Source organism: Methanobrevibacter thaueri (assembly GCF_003111625.1).
Classification (GTDB): domain Archaea; phylum Methanobacteriota; class Methanobacteria; order Methanobacteriales; family Methanobacteriaceae; genus Methanocatella; species Methanocatella thaueri.
On sequence record NZ_MZGS01000026.1, the window covers coordinates 68,902 to 86,425 of the forward strand.

Consider the following 17,524-nt stretch of genomic DNA (forward strand, 5'->3'; position numbering starts at 1 on the left):
GATTATCCTTGAATTAAATCAACTGCAGTTTGGATGGCCTCATCCATTTTGTCTGCATTTTTACCTGCACCCTGTGCCAAGGTCAAACGGCCACCGCCGCCACCACCTAAAACGCCTGCTGCAGTCTTGATGATCTCATTGATTTTGACTCCACTGTCGATTGCACTTTGTGAAGCCGCACCAACGATTTTACCGTCGCTGTTTCCCATGATGACAACATCGGCCTTGCCGTTGTCAGTGAAGTCGGTTGCCATTTTCTGAAGCTCCTTGAAGTCAGCCTCAATCAGCTGGTGAACAACCTTCAAGCCGTTGATTTCATCGTATTCGTCTGCCAATGAGTTCATCTTTAAGCTTGCAATCTCTGATTTCAGACGGTCAATCTCATTTTTCTGTGCTTTCCATTCGGAGAAGAACCTGTCACAGGTTTTTGGCAACTGGTCGTTTTCAACCTTGAAGATTCCTGAACTTTCACGCAGGATTTCACCGTCATGCTGCATTGAATCGATTGCCGCAAGCCCTGCTGAAAAGTCAATCCTCTCAACACCGTCCTGAACCCTTTCGGTCTTGTTGATCTTAATCGGCCCGACCACACCTGTCCTCAGTACGTGTGTACCTGCACATGCCTGAACGTCGACTCCAGGAACTTTGACCACACGAATCATTTTTCCAGGAACGATACCCCCCTGGTATAGTACGAATCCGTATAATTCCTGTGCCTCGTCCCTTGTGTGGAACTGGATGTCCAAGTCGATGTTGTCCATTACGTATTCATTGGCCAATTTCTCGATTTCATTCAGCTCTTCCTGTGTGATACGTTTATAATGTGAAAGGTCGATACGTGCACGGGTTAGGCCGTTTTGTGACCCTGCCTGCCAGATGTGCTGACCAAGCACTTTTCTTGCCGCTGCAATGACCAGGTGTGTTCCTGTGTGGTGGCGTGCAAGGGTTATCCTTCTTGTCCAGTCAAGTTTGCCTGTGACTTTTTTGCCAACCATGTCATCAGTCACGTCACCATCTACATGGTGCAATACGACATTGTCAATCTTTTCAGCATGATTCATTTTAAAGACATTTCCGTCTATGGAAACCTCACCTATGTCTGAAGGTTGGCCTCCTCCTTCAGGGTAGAATACTGTTTTATCGAAGATTAAACATTTGTCCCCATCTTTTTCAACTAATCCTAAAACTTCCGCTTCGAACTCTTCTTGGTAGAAATCTTTATAGAACAATAAATCGGTTTCAGGGAAGTCTACTTTAAATGTGGATTTCTTGTTTGTTGTGTCCTTCTCGTGAGCTCCTGCAACCTGTGTGAAGAAATTATCCGGAACATTTACGGTAAATCCGTCACCTGCCATCTCAACGACTGTTTCAGGAGGAATTCCATGGGCATCATACAAATCAATCAGCATGTCAAGAGGCATTTCTGATTTGCCCTCTTTCTTAAGTCTTTTGATGGACCTTTTGACTATGCTTCTTCCTTTTTTGACTGTTGCTGCGTATCTTTCCTCTTCAAGAGTGATGATGTTCATGATGTGCTCCTCGGAGTCGCGAATCTCAGGATAGAACTTGGACAGGAAATCAAGCTGTATTGCCATGACATCAGCCAGGGATTCCTTCATGTCCAATTCCTTCATGAACCTGATGGTTCTTCTTAAAACCAGTCTTGCCAGGTATCCCTCTTTCACGTTTGAAGGAATGATTCCGTCTGCAATCATGAATGCAAGGCATCTTGTGTGGTCGGCAATGATGTAGATTGCCTCCATAGGTTCTGCCGCCTTCAGGTACTCTTCCAATGACAAGTCGAGGCTGTCAGCCACTTGCTGCCTGAGTTCCTTCAGGTCCCCAATATCCTCGATATCCATCATTCCGGCGATTTGCGCATTTCTTCCTTGAATGTCCTCGTTGATCTCAACTCCGGTCAACTCTTTTAGCTTGTCAACAACAGGAGCGAAGCATGCGTCATAGGCTGTTGGAGTTCCCTGTGAAATCCATGCGATTCTCTCAAGACCGTAACCGGTGTCCACAACCTTGATTGGGATTTCCTTCTTGGATCCATCCTCAAGAGTTTCGTATTGGATGAATACCAAAGTGGCAAGTTCCACACCACGGCAGCAAACCTCATAACAAGGTCCCTCATTACCTCCGCCTGCCCACCAGGACTTGATGAAGGTAATCTCCTCAGTGTTGATTCCAATGTGTTCGAAGAATTTGTGGCACAATTCGATTGTGCGGTCTTCCCAGTAAATGAAATCGTCTTCCTTGTTGATGACTGTGTGGGTTCCCATTGTGAAGCAGGTCATGTGACGGCCTGTCCTACCGACGTTGTCCACATCGTTCAGTCTGATTGAAGGTTGGGCCATTTCAATAGGATTTGCCGGAGGCTTGACAAGGCCGGAGGTAATCCAAGGCTGGAAACAGAAGATTGATGCTCCAACTAAAAATACGTCATCTCTCCATCTTTTAGCCAAAACGGGATATCTTGGGACATGTGTGTGTCCTTCACTTTCTAAAAATTCTCTAAAAACTTTCTGGATCTCATATAAATTGTATGGCTTGTCGGTTGCAGGATTTGCAATAAACTCATACTCATCACATGGAGCGTCCCCGCAAGTGTCTCTATCCACCTGTGAGTAAAACTCCTGTCCGCAAGTTTTACATGTTTGTTTTTTATAACCAAGTTCGTCAAAAATTTCTACCATATTAATCATTAATAACTATATTTTTTAATTAATAAATAATTAATGAAAAATCGGTTAGAAAAAACAGTAAAAATAAAGTTTCGTAAAAAAAGTATCAAAAATAGTCAAATTTTATACAAAAAAATAAAAAAAAGAAAGGTGATAGATTTAAAAAATCTATCCGAAGAGAGCACCTAATCCAGCTGCTGCAGCTTCTTCAGAAGCTTCTTCTTCCTCTTCTTCTTCTTCCTCTTCTTCTTCAACAGCTTCAGCTGCTGCTGCAGGTGCAGCTGCAGGTGCTGCTGCTGCCATAGCAGTAGTTTCCATAGCTTCGTCGATGTCTACATCTTCTAAAGCTGCGATTAAAGCTTTGATTCTTGCGTCATCAGCTTCAATTCCTGCTGCTTCAATAATACTTTTAACATTTTCTTCGTTAATATCTTTTTCTGCACTGTGCAAAATCATTGCCGCATATATATATTCCATGTTATCACCATTAGTTTGTTTTAAAGTGTTAGTTTTTTATAATATTAAAAATTTTAAATTTAACCAAACAGAGCTCCTAACCCAGCTGCTGCTGTTTCTTCACTATTTTCTTCTTCTTCCTCTTCTTCCTCTTCTTCTTCAACAACTTCCTCTTCTGCTGCTGGAGCTGCTGCAACAGCAACATTGGAAAGTTTTTCAGCTAATTCGTCATCAATAGCACCAGGTGCGTCTGCAACTTCGGATGCTAAAGCTAACATTTTAGCTTGTGCTAAACCAATGATTGGTTCTGAAGTTTCTGAAGTCATTATAGCTGCTTCTACACCGACATTAATTGCTCTGGTGTATGCAAGAGTAATGATAGTGGAAATAGTTTCGTCAGTAGGGATCGCTGCATTAACAGATAAGTTAAATGCATTTCTAAATGCGTTCTGTATGTCAGCTAATGTTTGTTCCTCATCGATTGCGAGTAAATCAGAAGTATAAACTGAACCTTCCTCATATACTGCTTTTAAATCAATTCCTACTTCCATTGGATTAATATCCATTCTTGATAAAGTTGCTGCAACTTGTTTGGATACTGTTTCGCCTGCTGCGACTACAACAGTTTCTTTTTGAACGCAGATTTTACCTTTATCAATTTTTGCAGGAATACCTACTTGTTGTAATTCACCTAAAAATGGACCTGGTTCGAATCCTGTGTCTCCTTCAGGCACAATAATATCTTCTTCAGCAACAGCGCCCGGTTTTGCAGGAGCTGAGGTTTTGCTGTCTTCCAATATTTTGTACAATTTGAAAGGATTCATTTCGGTTGCGATAAGTGCAACTTGACCATCCATATGTTCGGACAAATCAACAATGTTGGTTTTATCAGCATTACAATCTTCGAAAGCTAAATCAATAAGGTTTTTCTTAGACATTCTGATAACAGCTTTTCCTTTGAGAGATTTTCTCATTTCTTGGAGCTGTTTTGCAGGAATGTTGACTAAGTCGACGATACCGATAACATCGTATTCGCCAATAATACCTTTTAGCTCTTTAACTTCTTCCTTTTTCCATTCAGCAACATGAGCCATTAGATCACCCTCACTACTGGTCCCATAGTTGTTTTAATAAACATGGACTTTATTTGACTTCTTCCTTTTTCTAAATTGCGGTCTAAGACTGTAAGAACAGTTTCCACATTTTCAGCTATGTCCTCGTCTGACATGTCTTGGCTTCCAACAACAATCTGAATAGAAGCTTGTTGTTTTACACCAACTTTGACAGTGCTTTGTAATCTTTCTAAAAGAGGATCCAATTTGATACTTGCAGGCACTGGTTTTGGCATTTTTCCACGTGGACCAAGAACTGGACCAAGGAATCTACCTACCAATGGCATCATATCAGCTTGAGCTATTAAGAAATCAACAGAGTTAGCCATTTTTTTAGCGGATTTTCTGTCTTTTCCAAACTCTTCTAGATCCTGTTTGTTGATTACAACGTCAAGACCAGCATCTTTAGCTTGAACAATGAGTTCCCCGTCAGCGATGACTCCGATTTTTACCTCTTTGCCACGGCCGTTAGGAAGAGTAACTTCCTCATTAAACCTGTTTTCTGGTTTTTTGACATCTAAGTCACGGATATTAATAATAATATCTACGGACTCAGTGAAGTTTCTCGGCTTTGATTGTTCTTTTGCCTCCTTCACCGCGTTAATTACATCTTGTGTCATTATTCAACCCCCATGAACATTTGAATGTTCATTGGATTCATTTTGGTTTCATGAGTATCGATTACAAGAAAAAAATTCTTCAACGATTGCATGAATTAAAAACAGTATATCAATTATAACCGTAATTATAACATCATATACACTGTATTATTAACTTAATTTTAAATTTCAACTAGACAATATCTATTCTGATAAGATATCATCGTATACTCCAGCATCAACATCTTTTTGTGCTTCTCTTGGGTCTTTACCGTCAACAGATAATCCCATACTTACACAGGTTCCCATAACTTCTTTGATACCTGCTTTGTAATCATTAGATAATAATGAATCAAATTTCATTCTAGTGATTTTTAAAGCAGCTTCAATAGGCAAGTCATTGACAATGTCTAAACCTGGTTCGTGAGAAGCTTTTTCGATGCCTAATTCTTCCATGATGAGAGCAGTAGTTGGCGGAGTACCGATTTCAATTTCGAAATCTTTGGTGTCTCTGTCTACGCTAATGATAACAGGCACTTTCATTCCTGCAAAGTCAGCGCTTTTCTTATTAATTTCTTCTACAACTTGCATCATGTTAATACCGAGAGGTCCTAAAGCAGGGCCTAATGGTGGTCCAGGAGTAGCGGTTCCACCTTCGATAAGAACTTCGACTGTATCTTTAGCCATCAGTCAGCCTCCTTTTGAATTATTCTAATTTGATCAGCTTTAACAGTAACCGGAATCGGTACTGCAGCTTCTATTAACTCAAGAACGACTTCTTCACGTGATTCATCAATACGAACCACTTTTGCTCTTTCTCCTTTGAAAGGACCAGAAATGAGTTCCACAATACTTCCTTTTTGAATAGAGGAAATAATAGGTTCTGGTTTTAAGAATCTTTTAACTTCATCAAAGGTAATACCAACACTACCTTCAACAACACCTCTTAAATGTTGTACTTTCAAATCAGGATTCCTAAGATCTATTTTTGTTGAAGATTCAACTAAAATATACCCCTTTAAAGATTCAGGGACAAGAATTGAAGAAATACCTATGCCATCAATGGTTCTAGCCTTACGGGCTAAGAGCCTGGCAACATTTCTCTCTTGACCTGCGGAGGTTTTTAGAGCATATATGGTACTGTTAGTATCTTCCATGAAAAATTCACCTATTTTTAAAGTTTTTATTTGTTAATAAAATCATACATTAAGTTAAAAATATTATAGAAGCCATTGTTTTTAAGAATGAAAATTCTATAAAAATAAGATTTCTATAATAGTAATATCTATGTAAAATAGTAGTATTTAAAACTTTTCCAAAAATCGAAAAATCTTAAGAAAAAAGCATTACAAAAATTTTATTATAATTGATGGATCAAAAAATAAATGAATGGTATTAGATACCAATTACGTGACCTAAACAGACAATGATATATCCGATACCGCCGATGATAACAACACCAATTGCTGAAATCTTAGCTAATTCGAGGTATTCTTTTCCATCAGGTTTTCTTGATACTTTTAATACTCTTTTGCTGTCTTTAATAAACTTATTGAAACTTTCTTGTACATTCATTTAAATAACCCAAAATAAAATTAAATTATAATAAAATAATAGTAATAAGATAATTTTTAACTTAAACATTAATAAATGTTTGCATTAGACAAAAAAAATTAAAAGATAGAATTAGAAAATTCCATCAATAAAATCATCTAATTCATCGCTAGCAGGTTCAGATTGTTCTTTTTCTTCAGCATATTCGATATCTGAAGTTTTACCTGCATTGTAATTAGGTTCAATGCCTGAAACAACCACTGTGGTTCTAACAGTATTTTGGAGACTTTCATCAATTTGAGTACCCCAAATAATGTTTGCTTCAGGATCCAATTTATCGGCAACAACCTGAACAATTTTTTCAGCTTCATGTAATGTTAAGTCAGAACTACCAGATATGTTGACCAATGCACCGGTTGCATTTGAAATGTCGATATCTAATAATGGGCTGCTTAATGCTTCATGTACTGATTCTAAAGCTCTGTCGCCAGTATCGGATTCACCCATACCAATCATAGCCATTCCAGAACCACTCATAATGCTTCTAATGTCAGCAAAGTCTAAACTTACAAGACCTTTCTTAGTGATTAGTTCAGTGATTCCCTTAACAGCTCTTCCTAAGATTTCGTCAGAAACCATGAATGCTTTGTTTAATGGTAAGTTTGGTGCGACTTCTAATAATTTATCATTTGGTATAATAATTACGGTATCAGCAGCATCTTGGAGTTTTTCTAAACCTTGTTCTGCGTTTTCTCTTCTTTTGATACCTTCAGCAGAAAATGGCATAGTAGCAACAGCAACGGTTAATGCTCCTAATTTTTTAGCAATTTTAGCAATGATTGGAGCTGAACCTGTACCTGTTCCACCACCAAGACCACAGGTAACGAATACCATGTCTGATCCTTCTAATTCATCTCTGATTTCATCTTCACTTTCTTCAGCGCATTCCTCACCGACAGATGGGTCTCCACCTGCACCTAATCCTTTAGAGGTTTGTCTACCTAAAAGAACTTTTTTAGCGGATTGGCTGTAAAATAAATCTTGAGCATCAGTATTTACTGCAATAGTTGTTGCGCCTTCGATACCCATTTCGTTTAATCTTGAAATAGTGTTGTTTCCTGCTCCACCAGCACCAACAACAAATATATTAGTTTTAACACCTTTCATAATCTCTGTAAGCTCATCATCGATGTCTGAAGAGAGCTTATTTGGTGTATTCTCTTCCATTCTTTGTTCTGATTCTTTGATTGCATCATCTATAAATTTCACAAATTAACCCCACTTACTCTGCTATATAATAAATATTATGAATATTTCTATTGTAACTAATATTTAAATTAAACTCATATATAAATTTTTAAGAAACATATCTTGACAAATGAATATAATTTAGTCTCTTGGCATTGCAATAATTTCGTGGAATTGTAGCTTGAACAGGTCCTTAGCATTGACAGGAGTTAAAATAACTGCTGTGTCGACACCATGGCCCCTTCCGCCGATAGCTATAATCTCTTCACCGACAGGAATCAGACCCGCATCTGCGGCCATTATTGAAATTTCAGCTGCAACCTTAACACCATGTGAAAACATTCTTAATGTGTCTGCAACAACATCCAATGGGGAGTATCCTCCATATTTGTTGGTAACTCCTCTTGCAGCGCCACTGAATGCATGGCTTCCGAGATATGTCTTGATTCCAACCTTTTCAAGTTTAGCGACCATGTCCTCGGAGATGTCTGACTCGTTCGGTCCGCTGAATCCCATATGGTGGGTCACGTTGATTATTTCAATGTCTCCATCAATGGCTTCATATAGCTTCAATGCTGATGCTCCTGAAGAAGAAGCGATTAAAATTCTTTTTATGCCTGGAGATGCATCCAACTTGTCTTTAACAGCCATTATCAATTCATCAGTGTAGTCCTCACCCTCTTTGTCGAAATATGTAATAAACTTTCTTGCCATGTAATCATCCCTAATAGATAAATATATTAAAAATCTACTATGTTATATTATATATTAAATTATTTTTATTAAAGATTTTTATGAAAACCGACGAAGTTAAAAATATCAAGCATGTGATAAATGGGAATCATATTGTAATTCCCATTGAAACAGGATACATCAAGCCAAATGATAATTTGAACTCCATCATTGATCCGGCAAAGGAAATAATGGAAGATGGAGATTATCTGGTAATCGCCGAGACCCCAATTTCCGTTTCACAGGGAAGGCTGATTGATGAGGCCGAATACACCCCCTCATTAACCGCGAAATTCCTGACAACAGTTTGGAGCAAGTACCTGTGGGGCTACGTTTTTGGACCTGCCCTGAAAATCAAGGAAAGGACCATCAAGAACCTGAGAAGACTTCCCAAAGAAACCGAAGCCCACAAGGAAGTGGTTCTTCAGCTATATGGCCTTAAACATGCATTGAAACCTGCTTCGGAAGCGGGAATTGACTTGAGCAACGCCCCTGGAACCTGCGTTTCCCTTCTTCCCGAAAATCCTGAGAAGGTTGCAAAGGATATCAAAAGGGAAATCGGAAAGGATGTCTGCGTGATGATCATTGACACCGATGCGACCTACATGAAAAACGGAAAGTACTTCACAGGCCTTCCGATAGCCATCGAAGGCATTGACGCCGACAATGGATTTTTCGGATATGTCAAGGGCCAGCTGTCCGAAAACATGGGCTCAACACCATTGGGATGCAGTGAAAAGATGGACGTTGAAACCGCACTGAAAATAGCCAACATCGCAGAGGACTATCAGAAATTACTTTCAACCGAGATGAAAACAATACATAGTGTCAAGGCCGTTTTAGGCTCTGAAATTGATGAAGTGACAATTGAAGACCTTGATTCAATCACCCATACTCCTGCAGTTATTATTAGGGAAATTTAAGGAAGCGCAATTGCCCAATATTGTAAAATAATAATCATTTGAAAGGCATTGCGGCCATTTGAAAGAAAGTTTTATATTCAATAGTTTACATAAAAATATTTGCTTATAACTTAGAATTTATAAGATATTTTTTATATAAAGAATAAGACGGATTGATTGTTGTGAGAGTAGACAGTATTGCTAAATATAGGAATTATTTATTGCCCTTAGCAGATGCCATATCCATTGTTTTAGGGTATTATCTTGTATCAGTACTTATTACAGACTCCTTTTTCATGGAACCGACCAGCGTTGTGACAAGAAATGAGCTTTTGATAAGTATTGTTCTGGCCATAATCGTTTTTCAAATTATATTTAGATTATCAAAAAGGTATTCCAACATCATCCGTTATGAAAACAATCAAGATTATATTTTATACATCGTACTCTCCGTGATATCATCATTAATCGTTTCCCTGATAGAGGAAGTGATTTTGAAGATGGTAAACCCTTCAATCAAGCTTAACCTGATGGTAGGTATAGTCATTGGGGCAATAATGGTTGCATATCGTTTAATCATCAGATATGTCCTCCTGAACGATGTCGTCAACAAGGGAATCATGCCAACCTCAAAGAACAAGAAAAGATTGCTTATTATTGGAGGAGGATATTCCGCCAATGACATCATCAAGACATTGAACCACTCATTGAAAGGAAAATATGAGATAATTGGAATCATTGACGACAATAGGAAACGCATAGGATATTCTGTTGCAGGAGTTAAAATCATCGGTGACAGAAATGACATCATTCCCGTTTGTGAAAACGAAAACATTGACGAGATATTCTTCACAATCGTAAACATTGACAACAAAAACAAGAAGGAAATACTTGAATTATGTAACAAGACCGATGCGAAAGTCAAGGTCCTGCCTAGCCTGAAGGAAATAATCACAAAGGAAAACCTGTTCAGCAGCCTAAGGGACGTTGAAATTGAGGACCTGCTTGGAAGAGACCCTATAGAACTTGACAACCAAAACATCAAGAACCTGATTAATGGAAAGGTTGTTCTGGTTACAGGAGCGGGAGGATCAATCGGTTCCGAGCTGTGCAGACAGATAATGCTCCATAACCCAAAACAAATTGTTTTACTGGACAATTATGAAAACAGCCTTTATGACATTGAATTGGAACTGAAAACATTGCATCCAAACAATGACATACGCGCAATCGTTGCAAACATCAGGGAAAATGAAAGGCTGGAGACCATATTTGAAAGATACTCCCCTGAAATAGTTTTCCATGCAGCGGCACACAAGCATGTTCCATTAATGGAGAACAACCCAACAGAAGCCATTAAAAATAATGTGTTTGGAACATACAATCTTGTAAACTGCTCAGACAAATACGGCGTCAAACGTTTCATACTGATTTCAACAGACAAGGCGGTTAACCCGACCAACATCATGGGCGCAAGCAAAAGGCTGTGTGAAATGGTCATTCAGGCAAAGGATAAGGAAAGCTCAACCGAATATGTTGCCGTCCGTTTCGGAAACGTACTTGGAAGTAACGGATCTGTTGTGCCATTATTCAAAAGACAGATTGCACACGGAGGACCTGTTACAGTAACCCACAAGGAGATTACAAGATTCTTCATGACAATACCTGAGGCCGTGGCCCTTGTTCTTCAGGCAATCACCTACGCCGAAGGTGGGGAAATCTTTGTTCTTGATATGGGAGAGCCTGTTAAAATCTATGATTTGGCAAAAAGCCTTATCGAATTGTCAGGATATACCCTTGGAGAGGATATGGAAATCGAAATCACAGGTATGAGACCTGGAGAAAAGTTATATGAAGAACTCTTGATGAATGAAGAGAACCTTCAAAAGACAAATCACGATAAAATATTCATTACAGAATCCATGGACTTTACCATGGATGACATTGAAGCAAAACTGGACATGTTCAGGGAGCTCTTGAAGGATGAGGGCACAACCAAGGAGCATGTCAAGGAAACAATGAAAGCATGCGTTCCAACATACAAGGAACCTGAAGAAGTTAACGGAGAATAAAACATGAACATTCCATTTTCACCGCCAGACATAAGCGAAGAAGAAATTGAAGAGGTAATCAGCGCTTTGAAATCAGGCTGGATTACTACAGGACCGAAAACCAAAGAATTCGAAAAAAGAATTACCGAATACTGCGGCAGCGACAGGACAGTCTGCCTAAGTGCCGCCACAACCGCTTTGGAAATGACCCTGCGGGTATTGGGCATCGGTGAAGGTGACGAGGTCATTGTTCCTGCATACACTTACACCGCATCATGCAGCGTGATTTACCATGTTGGAGCAACCCCTGTGATGGTTGACAGTCAAATCGACAGACAGGAAATGGATTACTCCAAATTAGATGATGCAATTACCGAAAAGACCAAGGCAATAATCCCCGTTGACCTTGCAGGAATACTGTGCGATTACGATAAGATTTATGATATTATCGAATCCAAGAAGGATTTGTTCAAACCAAACAATGACTTGCAGGAAGCATTCAACAGAATCATTGTTGTTGCCGACTCAGCCCATGGTTTTGGTGCCGTTAGAAACGATAGGAAATCCGGCAGCATTGCCGATTTCACATGTTTTTCATTCCATGCTGTCAAAAACCTGACTACAGCAGAAGGGGGTGCCGTGACCTGGAGAGATCATGATGGCATAGACAGCGAGAAGCTCTATAAGGAATACCAAATCTACTCCCTGCACGGACAAACCAAGGACGCCCTTGAAAAGACCCAGAAAGGATCATGGGAATATGACATTCTAATCCCTGCATACAAGTGCAACATGACAGACATCCAGGCCGGAATCGGGCTTGCGCAACTATCAAGATATGATTCAATGCTTAAAAGAAGGCACGAGATTGTCAGAAGGTATGATGAAGGGTTCAAGGACAGCAAAGTCATTACACCAGTTCATTTCACTGAAAATTCAGCATCTTCGGCTCATTTATACCTGACAAGATTGAACGGCCTCAGTTTAGAGGAAAGAAATGAGATTATCGTGAAGATGGAAGAAGCGGGAATAAGCACAAATGTCCATTACAAGCCACTGCCATTACTGACCGCATATAAAAATTTAGGATTTGACATTGAGGATTATCCGAATGCTTATCACCTGTTCGAGAATGAATTGAGCCTGCCTATATATTCTACCCTAACTGATGAAGAGGTAGATTATATTATCGAAAATCTATTGGATATCTTAAAAGAATATTAAAAATAGTTAGTTATTTATAATACTAAATAAATAACTAATATCAATTTTATTAATTTTATTTTAGGGGAAATTAAATGATTAATAATCCATTAGTTAAAAAATCACTATCACAAATTGTTGAAAAAGAACATGAAGATAATCTTAAAAAAAGATACCGAGAGTATTATGGTGGAGAAACCCCCGAAGGAATTGACAATCTTATTAGGGCATTGGAACTGCCTCAGGAAGACATCCAGTTCATTGCCGACAACATTAGAGAAACCGTAGAAGAGACCATCATCCCAATCATCAACGCATTGGATGAGGGGATTGAAACTGATGAGGAGATAGCCGAGAAAACCGGAATAAAACTCAACATTGTCAGAAAAATATTATATAAACTTTATGACTTAAAAATCGCAAACTACAAAAGAAGCAAAGATCCTGAAACTCAATGGTTCACTTATTCCTGGAAATTCGATAAGGAAGAACTGATCAATCAAATCAACAAGGAATCCGAAAGTGAATTGAAAGCCCTCAACGATCGACTGGCTTATGAGGAAAACAACATGTTTTTCATCTGTCCCGAAGGCCATGTGAGATATAACTTTGATGAAGCTTCCGATGAAGAGTTCTTATGTGTTTGCGGCGAGGAATTGCAATTTCAAGATAATTCAGACATGATTGACCAGCTTAAGGAAAATATTAAAATGGTCGAGAGTGATTTGGACTCATTTAACAAGAGCATCGAATAGATAAAATGGAAATCGAATTGCTTGAAAAGGAGCATACTCCAGAAAATGTTATAGACCACTGCAAGGCAGTTTATAAAAAGGCTATGAAGATAGCTGCTAATTTTAATGATGTGGACGAGGACCTTATACGAAAGGGCGCATTGCTGCATGATATCGGAAGGTCAAGGACACATGGAATAACCCATGCCGTTGAAGGAGTCAAGATTGCCGAGAGATATGGCTATGACGATGATGTCTTGAATATCATTGAAAGGCATATTGGTGCTGGGATTACCGAAAGCGAAGCTGAAAAACTTGGACTTCCAAAGAAATCGTACGTGCCCCAGACACTTGAGGAGAAAATTGTTGCCCATGCCGACAATCTTGTAAGCGGCAGCAGGGAAGTTGATATTGATTTTGTAATAGAAAAATGGAAGAGAACCATTGAAGATAGTGATGACAACATTGAAAGATTGATCAAACTGGATAACGAACTTATAAAAGCTTTTGAGGAGAAACAATGAAGGTAATATGTTCAAGTGAGGAATCCCTATACCGTCCGGAAGCGGTTAGGTGGAGACAAAGAATGGAAATTATGAAACCCCTAGGCGACACTGTCGTTCTGTTGCCATGCAGTATGAAAAAACCTTATTCCAATTCCAAATCCCATCAAAAGTTTAGAAAACTGACAAGGTCCTTCCAGGAGCTTATCGTTACCTCCCCTTTTGGCATTTGCCCTAGGGAACTTGAAAACACCTACCCGATACAGTCATATGACGTCAGCACTACCGGCTCATGGTCAAGCGACGAGATTGAAGAGACCGGAAGACTGGTAGCCAAGTATTGTGAAGGAAAGAATGTTGTTGCAAACCTCGCAGGAGGATATCTTGAATCATGTGAAGCATATATGGATGATTTTGTTAACGTCTGCGTTAATGAGCGTCCGACCTCTCCAGATTCACTTTACAACTTGAGGATGGAGTTGAAAAATCATCAGAGAGTCAACAGGCGTGAAAAAACCTTGCATGAGCTCAAGTCAATTGCCAAATATCAGTTTGGCGAAGGGGGTGAGGAATTCATTCCCGACAATGTCAAGACAAAAGGAATGTACCATAAAAGAATATTGTCGAACGGTACTCAATTGGCATTGTTAAATAAGGATTATGGTTTATTCAGACTTAATTTGCCTGGTGGTGAAATTTTAAAGGATTTGGGAATCCATATTGTCAATATTGATTTCAATCTCCAGACCAATACTGTTTTTGCACCGGGAGTGGAAAATGCAGACCATAACATTATTCCAAACGATGAGGTTGTTATTGTTCATGACGACACCGTTGTAGGTGTCGGCAAGGCTGTGATGACAGGCCGTGAGATGGAAGAATGTGACAATGGCATAGCGGTTAAGTTGAAACACCGTTTAAAAAAATAACAACATATATAAACATCGTTGAGTAATAATATAAAAACATAGATTATAGGAGACTTATTATGTCAGAAGATTTAGTAAATGATATTAAAGATGCAATTGCTCCAATTAATGACCCTCACATGGGAATAAGTATTGTAGAAATGGGCATCGTACAAAATATTGCTGTTGATGGCGATCAAGCTGAAATTACCCTTAAACCAACCAACCCTGGTTGTATGAGTATCACACGTATTGCTGCTGATACAAAAATCAGAGCTGAAGCCGTTGAAGGCATCGACAATGTAAAAATCATCGTTGAAGGACACGCTATGGCTGACTCCATTAACGAAATGATTAATAGATAAATTTTTAATTTTTTATTGAAAAACTATATATTTACCGAAAGAGTTATATATAGTTATCAACATAAGTATAAGTGTTGACAGTTAACTGTCACACAAATATTTATAGGCTAGTGGCACAGCTTGGTTAGCGCGCTCGGCTGATAACCGGGAGGTCATGGGTTCGAATCCCATCTAGCCTACTTCCAAACTATTTTTATGATTTTTTCACTTACATGACAACTTTTTCTAAAAATTTTCCCTAACAAATATATATTACATTCAACAAATATTAACTTAAATGTACAAAAAGTTGGAATGGTGATACAAATGTGGGAAAAGATTAATGAAAAATTCAAGAAATACCCCGCAAGGATAAGAGTTGCGGAAAAAATGATTGAATTGGGACTGTCCCTAAACGAGGACGGCAAGATCTACTGTGGAAACCTCAAAATCAGTGACAAGGCACTGGCAACAGCTGCAGATGTTGACAGACGTGCTATAAAATCAACAATTGAAGTAATCCGTGAAGATGAGGAACTCTACAACCTCTTCAGCAACATCATTCCTGCCGGAACACTGCTTAAAAACATTGCCAAAAGCATTGATTTAGGAGTAATCGAAATAGAAGTCGGATCCGAAAGTGAAGGAATCCTATCCAAAACAACAAATCTGATATCAAAAAAAGGAATTGGCATAAGACAGGCTTATGCTGAGGATACTGAACTTCAGAAAAGTCCAATATTAACAATAATAACCGAGGAGCCCGTTAAAGGCGACCTTATAAATGAATTCTTAAAAATAAAAGGAGTAACAAGAGTTTCAATCTACTGATTGAAATGTTCACTTCTTGCTTTTTCCATTTCCATGTCTTCTTCTTCGAGAATGTCTAAAAGTTCTTCCCAAGCTTCTAAAGATTCTTTAGCAGCTTCTTCAGTTAACTTTTCAATTGCGTAACCAGCATGGATTAAAACATAATCACCAACTTCTACTTCAGGTAGAAGGTCTAATTTTGCTTGTTGTCTTGCTCCACCAAAGTCAGCAACTAACCAATTATCTTCCCTGTTAATCTCAATAACGTGAGCAGGTGCCGCAATACACATAATTATCCATCTCCAAAATTTAATATATAATTAATATTAAAAGTTAGTATTATATAAAACTATCTAAGCGGGAGATATTTGAATGAAAAATGTTGTTATCGGATCAGGTCCTGCGGGAAGATTAGGGTCTCTTGAACTTGGAAAACTAGGGGAAGAAGTTACTGTAATCGAAAAAAATCATATAGCAGGAACCTGTTTAAATGAAGGATGCATGGTTGTTTGTGCATTAACTGATATTACAAAATTTATTGATGAAAATAATAGGTTTAACAAACACGGATTTTTGAAAAGCCAACTTGACATATCATATGACAAGATAGTCGAAAAGATTAAAGAAACACAGGTCATGCTCAGAAAGCTTAACCAGATGGAAAACGAGAGCGTCGGCAACAACGTAATATACGGTGAGGCCAGCATTGACGGGGACTGTGTCAAGGTGGACAATGAGAGCTTCGAATATGACAACCTCCTGATTGCAACAGGAGCGCGCCCATTTATCCCAGACATTCCGGGAAATGAATACGGATTGACCAATAAGGATATCTTAAAGCTTGACGACGTTCCTGAAAAGCTGAACATCATTGGAGGAGGAATAATCTCCTGTGAAATAGCCAACATATACTCCACACTCGGCAGCGAGGTGAACATCATTGCCCGCAGCACATTCCTGAAGGAACTCAATGAGAATACAAAAAGATACGTTCTAGAAAAGATCATGCCGAATGTCAATATCCTGGAGAACACCAACGTTAAAGAAGCCTTTGAAGACAAGGTACTGACCGAGGACGGAGATGAACTGGAGGGAATTCCATTTTTCGCAACAGGCAGAACCCCAAACAGTGAAATCGCAGAGGGTTTCGTTGAGTTGAATGCCGATAAAACCATCAAGGTCAATGAAATGATGCAAACCAATGTCTCCAATGTATATGCTGCAGGTGACGTTACCGGAGGATACCAACTGACCCCAGTAGCTAGAATGGAGGGCATCACAGCTGCAAGAAACATGGCCGGCTATTCAAATAAGGTGGGCTACGACTGCATTCCTCAAACATTGAGCCTGAACACTGAAGTGAGTTTTGTTGAAAATGAAAAGAGCAACCTCAGCGACGATGACAAGGCGACAATAAGCTTCCCTGGAATCGGAGGTCCTGGCGCATTCTGGAAAATACTCAATGGAGAAACAGGCTACACCGAAATCGAATTTGATAAAGCCAAAAACAAGATAAACAAGATAAATCACATTTCCCCATCATCCGTTAGCGATGTGGCTTACCTATCCTACCTGATGAGAATGGATTATGATTTGGACGATTACGGTGAATTCCTTGAGATTCATCCGTCAACCGATACTAACTATAAAATAATAAAAAACATGTGGTTATGACTTTAAC

The 17,524-nt window shown here is 39.0% G+C and carries 19 protein-coding genes and 1 tRNA gene; 10 read left to right on the forward strand and 10 right to left on the reverse strand.

Translation table 11 applies throughout. The annotated features are described in order from the left end of the window. Positions 1–2 precede the first annotated feature (2 nt). The 9 genes from alaS to MBBTH_RS08200 form a co-directional block, all read right to left on the reverse strand. Entirely contained in the window at positions 3–2,708 is a 2,706-nt protein-coding gene (gene alaS, locus MBBTH_RS08160) for an alanine--tRNA ligase (RefSeq protein WP_116592555.1), read from the reverse strand. Between the two features lie 147 nt (positions 2,709–2,855). After that, positions 2,856–3,164, reverse strand: a complete 309-nt coding sequence (rpl12p, locus tag MBBTH_RS08165; RefSeq protein WP_116592556.1) for a 50S ribosomal protein P1 — start codon at positions 3,162–3,164, stop codon at positions 2,856–2,858. 59 nt (positions 3,165–3,223) lie between these two features. Then, entirely contained in the window at positions 3,224–4,237 is a 1,014-nt protein-coding gene (locus tag MBBTH_RS08170; protein ID WP_116592557.1) for a 50S ribosomal protein L10, read from the reverse strand. Beyond that, positions 4,237–4,875: a 50S ribosomal protein L1 gene (locus MBBTH_RS08175; protein ID WP_116592558.1), complete on the reverse strand. Its 639-nt coding sequence runs from the start codon at positions 4,873–4,875 to the stop codon at positions 4,237–4,239. Before MBBTH_RS08175 ends, MBBTH_RS08170 begins: the two co-directional genes overlap by 1 nt. Positions 4,876–5,058: 183 nt before the next feature. Beyond that, positions 5,059–5,541, reverse strand: coding sequence for a 50S ribosomal protein L11 (locus MBBTH_RS08180; protein WP_116592559.1), 483 nt, complete (start codon positions 5,539–5,541; stop codon positions 5,059–5,061). Beyond that, positions 5,541–6,011: a transcription elongation factor Spt5 gene (locus tag MBBTH_RS08185; RefSeq protein ID WP_116592560.1), complete on the reverse strand. Its 471-nt coding sequence runs from the start codon at positions 6,009–6,011 to the stop codon at positions 5,541–5,543. The genes MBBTH_RS08180 and MBBTH_RS08185 overlap by 1 nt, the downstream gene beginning before the upstream one ends. Before the next feature lie 238 nt (positions 6,012–6,249). Next, positions 6,250–6,429: a protein translocase SEC61 complex subunit gamma gene (locus tag MBBTH_RS08190; RefSeq protein WP_116592561.1), complete on the reverse strand. Its 180-nt coding sequence runs from the start codon at positions 6,427–6,429 to the stop codon at positions 6,250–6,252. 111 nt (positions 6,430–6,540) lie between these two features. Continuing rightward, positions 6,541–7,677 (reverse strand): cell division protein FtsZ, encoded by a 1,137-nt coding sequence (gene ftsZ / locus MBBTH_RS08195; RefSeq protein ID WP_116592562.1) that lies wholly within the window; start codon positions 7,675–7,677, stop codon positions 6,541–6,543. Between the two features lie 120 nt (positions 7,678–7,797). Beyond that, on the reverse strand, positions 7,798–8,370 hold the full coding sequence (locus MBBTH_RS08200) for a pyruvate kinase alpha/beta domain-containing protein (RefSeq protein WP_116592563.1): 573 nt from the start codon (positions 8,368–8,370) through the stop codon (positions 7,798–7,800). 80 nt (positions 8,371–8,450) lie between these two features. Between MBBTH_RS08200 and MBBTH_RS08205 the strand changes: the two genes are divergently transcribed. From MBBTH_RS08205 to MBBTH_RS08245, 9 genes are all read left to right on the forward strand, one after another. Beyond that, entirely contained in the window at positions 8,451–9,311 is an 861-nt protein-coding gene (locus MBBTH_RS08205; RefSeq protein WP_116592564.1) for a coenzyme F420-0:L-glutamate ligase, read from the forward strand. Between the two features lie 161 nt (positions 9,312–9,472). Continuing rightward, positions 9,473–11,362, forward strand: coding sequence for a polysaccharide biosynthesis protein (locus MBBTH_RS08210; RefSeq protein ID WP_207773357.1), 1,890 nt, complete (start codon positions 9,473–9,475; stop codon positions 11,360–11,362). A 3-nt stretch (positions 11,363–11,365) separates the two neighbouring features. Then, positions 11,366–12,565, forward strand: coding sequence for a DegT/DnrJ/EryC1/StrS family aminotransferase (locus MBBTH_RS08215; RefSeq protein WP_116592565.1), 1,200 nt, complete (start codon positions 11,366–11,368; stop codon positions 12,563–12,565). A 251-nt stretch (positions 12,566–12,816) separates the two neighbouring features. After that, positions 12,817–13,299 carry a transcription factor E gene (tfe, locus tag MBBTH_RS08220; RefSeq protein ID WP_394340201.1) on the forward strand — a complete coding sequence of 161 codons (483 nt, stop codon included), beginning with the start codon at positions 12,817–12,819 and terminating at the stop codon, positions 13,297–13,299. A 5-nt stretch (positions 13,300–13,304) separates the two neighbouring features. Next, positions 13,305–13,802 carry a TIGR00295 family protein gene (locus tag MBBTH_RS08225; protein WP_116592567.1) on the forward strand — a complete coding sequence of 166 codons (498 nt, stop codon included), beginning with the start codon at positions 13,305–13,307 and terminating at the stop codon, positions 13,800–13,802. Further along, on the forward strand, positions 13,799–14,710 hold the full coding sequence (locus MBBTH_RS08230) for a DUF5591 domain-containing protein (RefSeq protein WP_116592568.1): 912 nt from the start codon (positions 13,799–13,801) through the stop codon (positions 14,708–14,710). Before MBBTH_RS08225 ends, MBBTH_RS08230 begins: the two co-directional genes overlap by 4 nt. 59 nt (positions 14,711–14,769) lie before the next feature. Beyond that, complete coding sequence (locus tag MBBTH_RS08235) at positions 14,770–15,054, forward strand: metal-sulfur cluster assembly factor (RefSeq protein ID WP_116592569.1); 285 nt, start codon at positions 14,770–14,772, stop codon at positions 15,052–15,054. Between the two features lie 104 nt (positions 15,055–15,158). Beyond that, positions 15,159–15,233, forward strand: a tRNA-Ile gene (locus MBBTH_RS08240). Positions 15,234–15,348: 115 nt separating this feature from the next. After that, complete coding sequence (locus MBBTH_RS08245) at positions 15,349–15,864, forward strand: amino acid-binding protein (RefSeq protein WP_116592570.1); 516 nt, start codon at positions 15,349–15,351, stop codon at positions 15,862–15,864. On the opposite strand, the gene MBBTH_RS08250 is transcribed toward MBBTH_RS08245, so the two are convergent. Next, positions 15,858–16,133, reverse strand: coding sequence for a HypC/HybG/HupF family hydrogenase formation chaperone (locus MBBTH_RS08250; protein WP_116592571.1), 276 nt, complete (start codon positions 16,131–16,133; stop codon positions 15,858–15,860). The genes MBBTH_RS08245 and MBBTH_RS08250 overlap by 7 nt on opposite strands. An 82-nt stretch (positions 16,134–16,215) precedes the next feature. On the opposite strand from MBBTH_RS08250, the gene MBBTH_RS08255 reads away from it, so the two are divergent. Continuing rightward, entirely contained in the window at positions 16,216–17,517 is a 1,302-nt protein-coding gene (locus MBBTH_RS08255; RefSeq protein ID WP_116592572.1) for an FAD-dependent oxidoreductase, read from the forward strand. Positions 17,518–17,524: the final 7 nt, after the last annotated feature.

Excerpts from the sequence above, each read along its gene's own strand:
- alaS (WP_116592555.1), bottom strand. The coding sequence starts at position 2,708 with ATGATTAATATGGTAGAAATTTTTGACGAACTTGGTTATAAAAAACAA.
- rpl12p (WP_116592556.1), bottom strand. The coding sequence starts at position 3,164 with ATGGAATATATATATGCGGCAATGATTTTGCACAGTGCAGAAAAAGAT.
- MBBTH_RS08170 (WP_116592557.1), bottom strand. The coding sequence starts at position 4,237 with ATGGCTCATGTTGCTGAATGGAAAAAGGAAGAAGTTAAAGAGCTAAAA.
- MBBTH_RS08175 (WP_116592558.1), bottom strand. The coding sequence starts at position 4,875 with ATGACACAAGATGTAATTAACGCGGTGAAGGAGGCAAAAGAACAATCA.
- MBBTH_RS08180 (WP_116592559.1), bottom strand. The coding sequence starts at position 5,541 with ATGGCTAAAGATACAGTCGAAGTTCTTATCGAAGGTGGAACCGCTACT.
- MBBTH_RS08185 (WP_116592560.1), bottom strand. The coding sequence starts at position 6,011 with ATGGAAGATACTAACAGTACCATATATGCTCTAAAAACCTCCGCAGGT.
- MBBTH_RS08190 (WP_116592561.1), bottom strand. The coding sequence starts at position 6,429 with ATGAATGTACAAGAAAGTTTCAATAAGTTTATTAAAGACAGCAAAAGA.
- MBBTH_RS08200 (WP_116592563.1), bottom strand. The coding sequence starts at position 8,370 with ATGGCAAGAAAGTTTATTACATATTTCGACAAAGAGGGTGAGGACTAC.
- MBBTH_RS08205 (WP_116592564.1), top strand. The coding sequence starts at position 8,451 with ATGAAAACCGACGAAGTTAAAAATATCAAGCATGTGATAAATGGGAAT.
- MBBTH_RS08215 (WP_116592565.1), top strand. The coding sequence starts at position 11,366 with ATGAACATTCCATTTTCACCGCCAGACATAAGCGAAGAAGAAATTGAA.
- MBBTH_RS08225 (WP_116592567.1), top strand. The coding sequence starts at position 13,305 with ATGGAAATCGAATTGCTTGAAAAGGAGCATACTCCAGAAAATGTTATA.
- MBBTH_RS08230 (WP_116592568.1), top strand. The coding sequence starts at position 13,799 with ATGAAGGTAATATGTTCAAGTGAGGAATCCCTATACCGTCCGGAAGCG.
- MBBTH_RS08235 (WP_116592569.1), top strand. The coding sequence starts at position 14,770 with ATGTCAGAAGATTTAGTAAATGATATTAAAGATGCAATTGCTCCAATT.
- MBBTH_RS08245 (WP_116592570.1), top strand. The coding sequence starts at position 15,349 with ATGGTGATACAAATGTGGGAAAAGATTAATGAAAAATTCAAGAAATAC.
- MBBTH_RS08250 (WP_116592571.1), bottom strand. The coding sequence starts at position 16,133 with ATGTGTATTGCGGCACCTGCTCACGTTATTGAGATTAACAGGGAAGAT.
- MBBTH_RS08255 (WP_116592572.1), top strand. The coding sequence starts at position 16,216 with ATGAAAAATGTTGTTATCGGATCAGGTCCTGCGGGAAGATTAGGGTCT.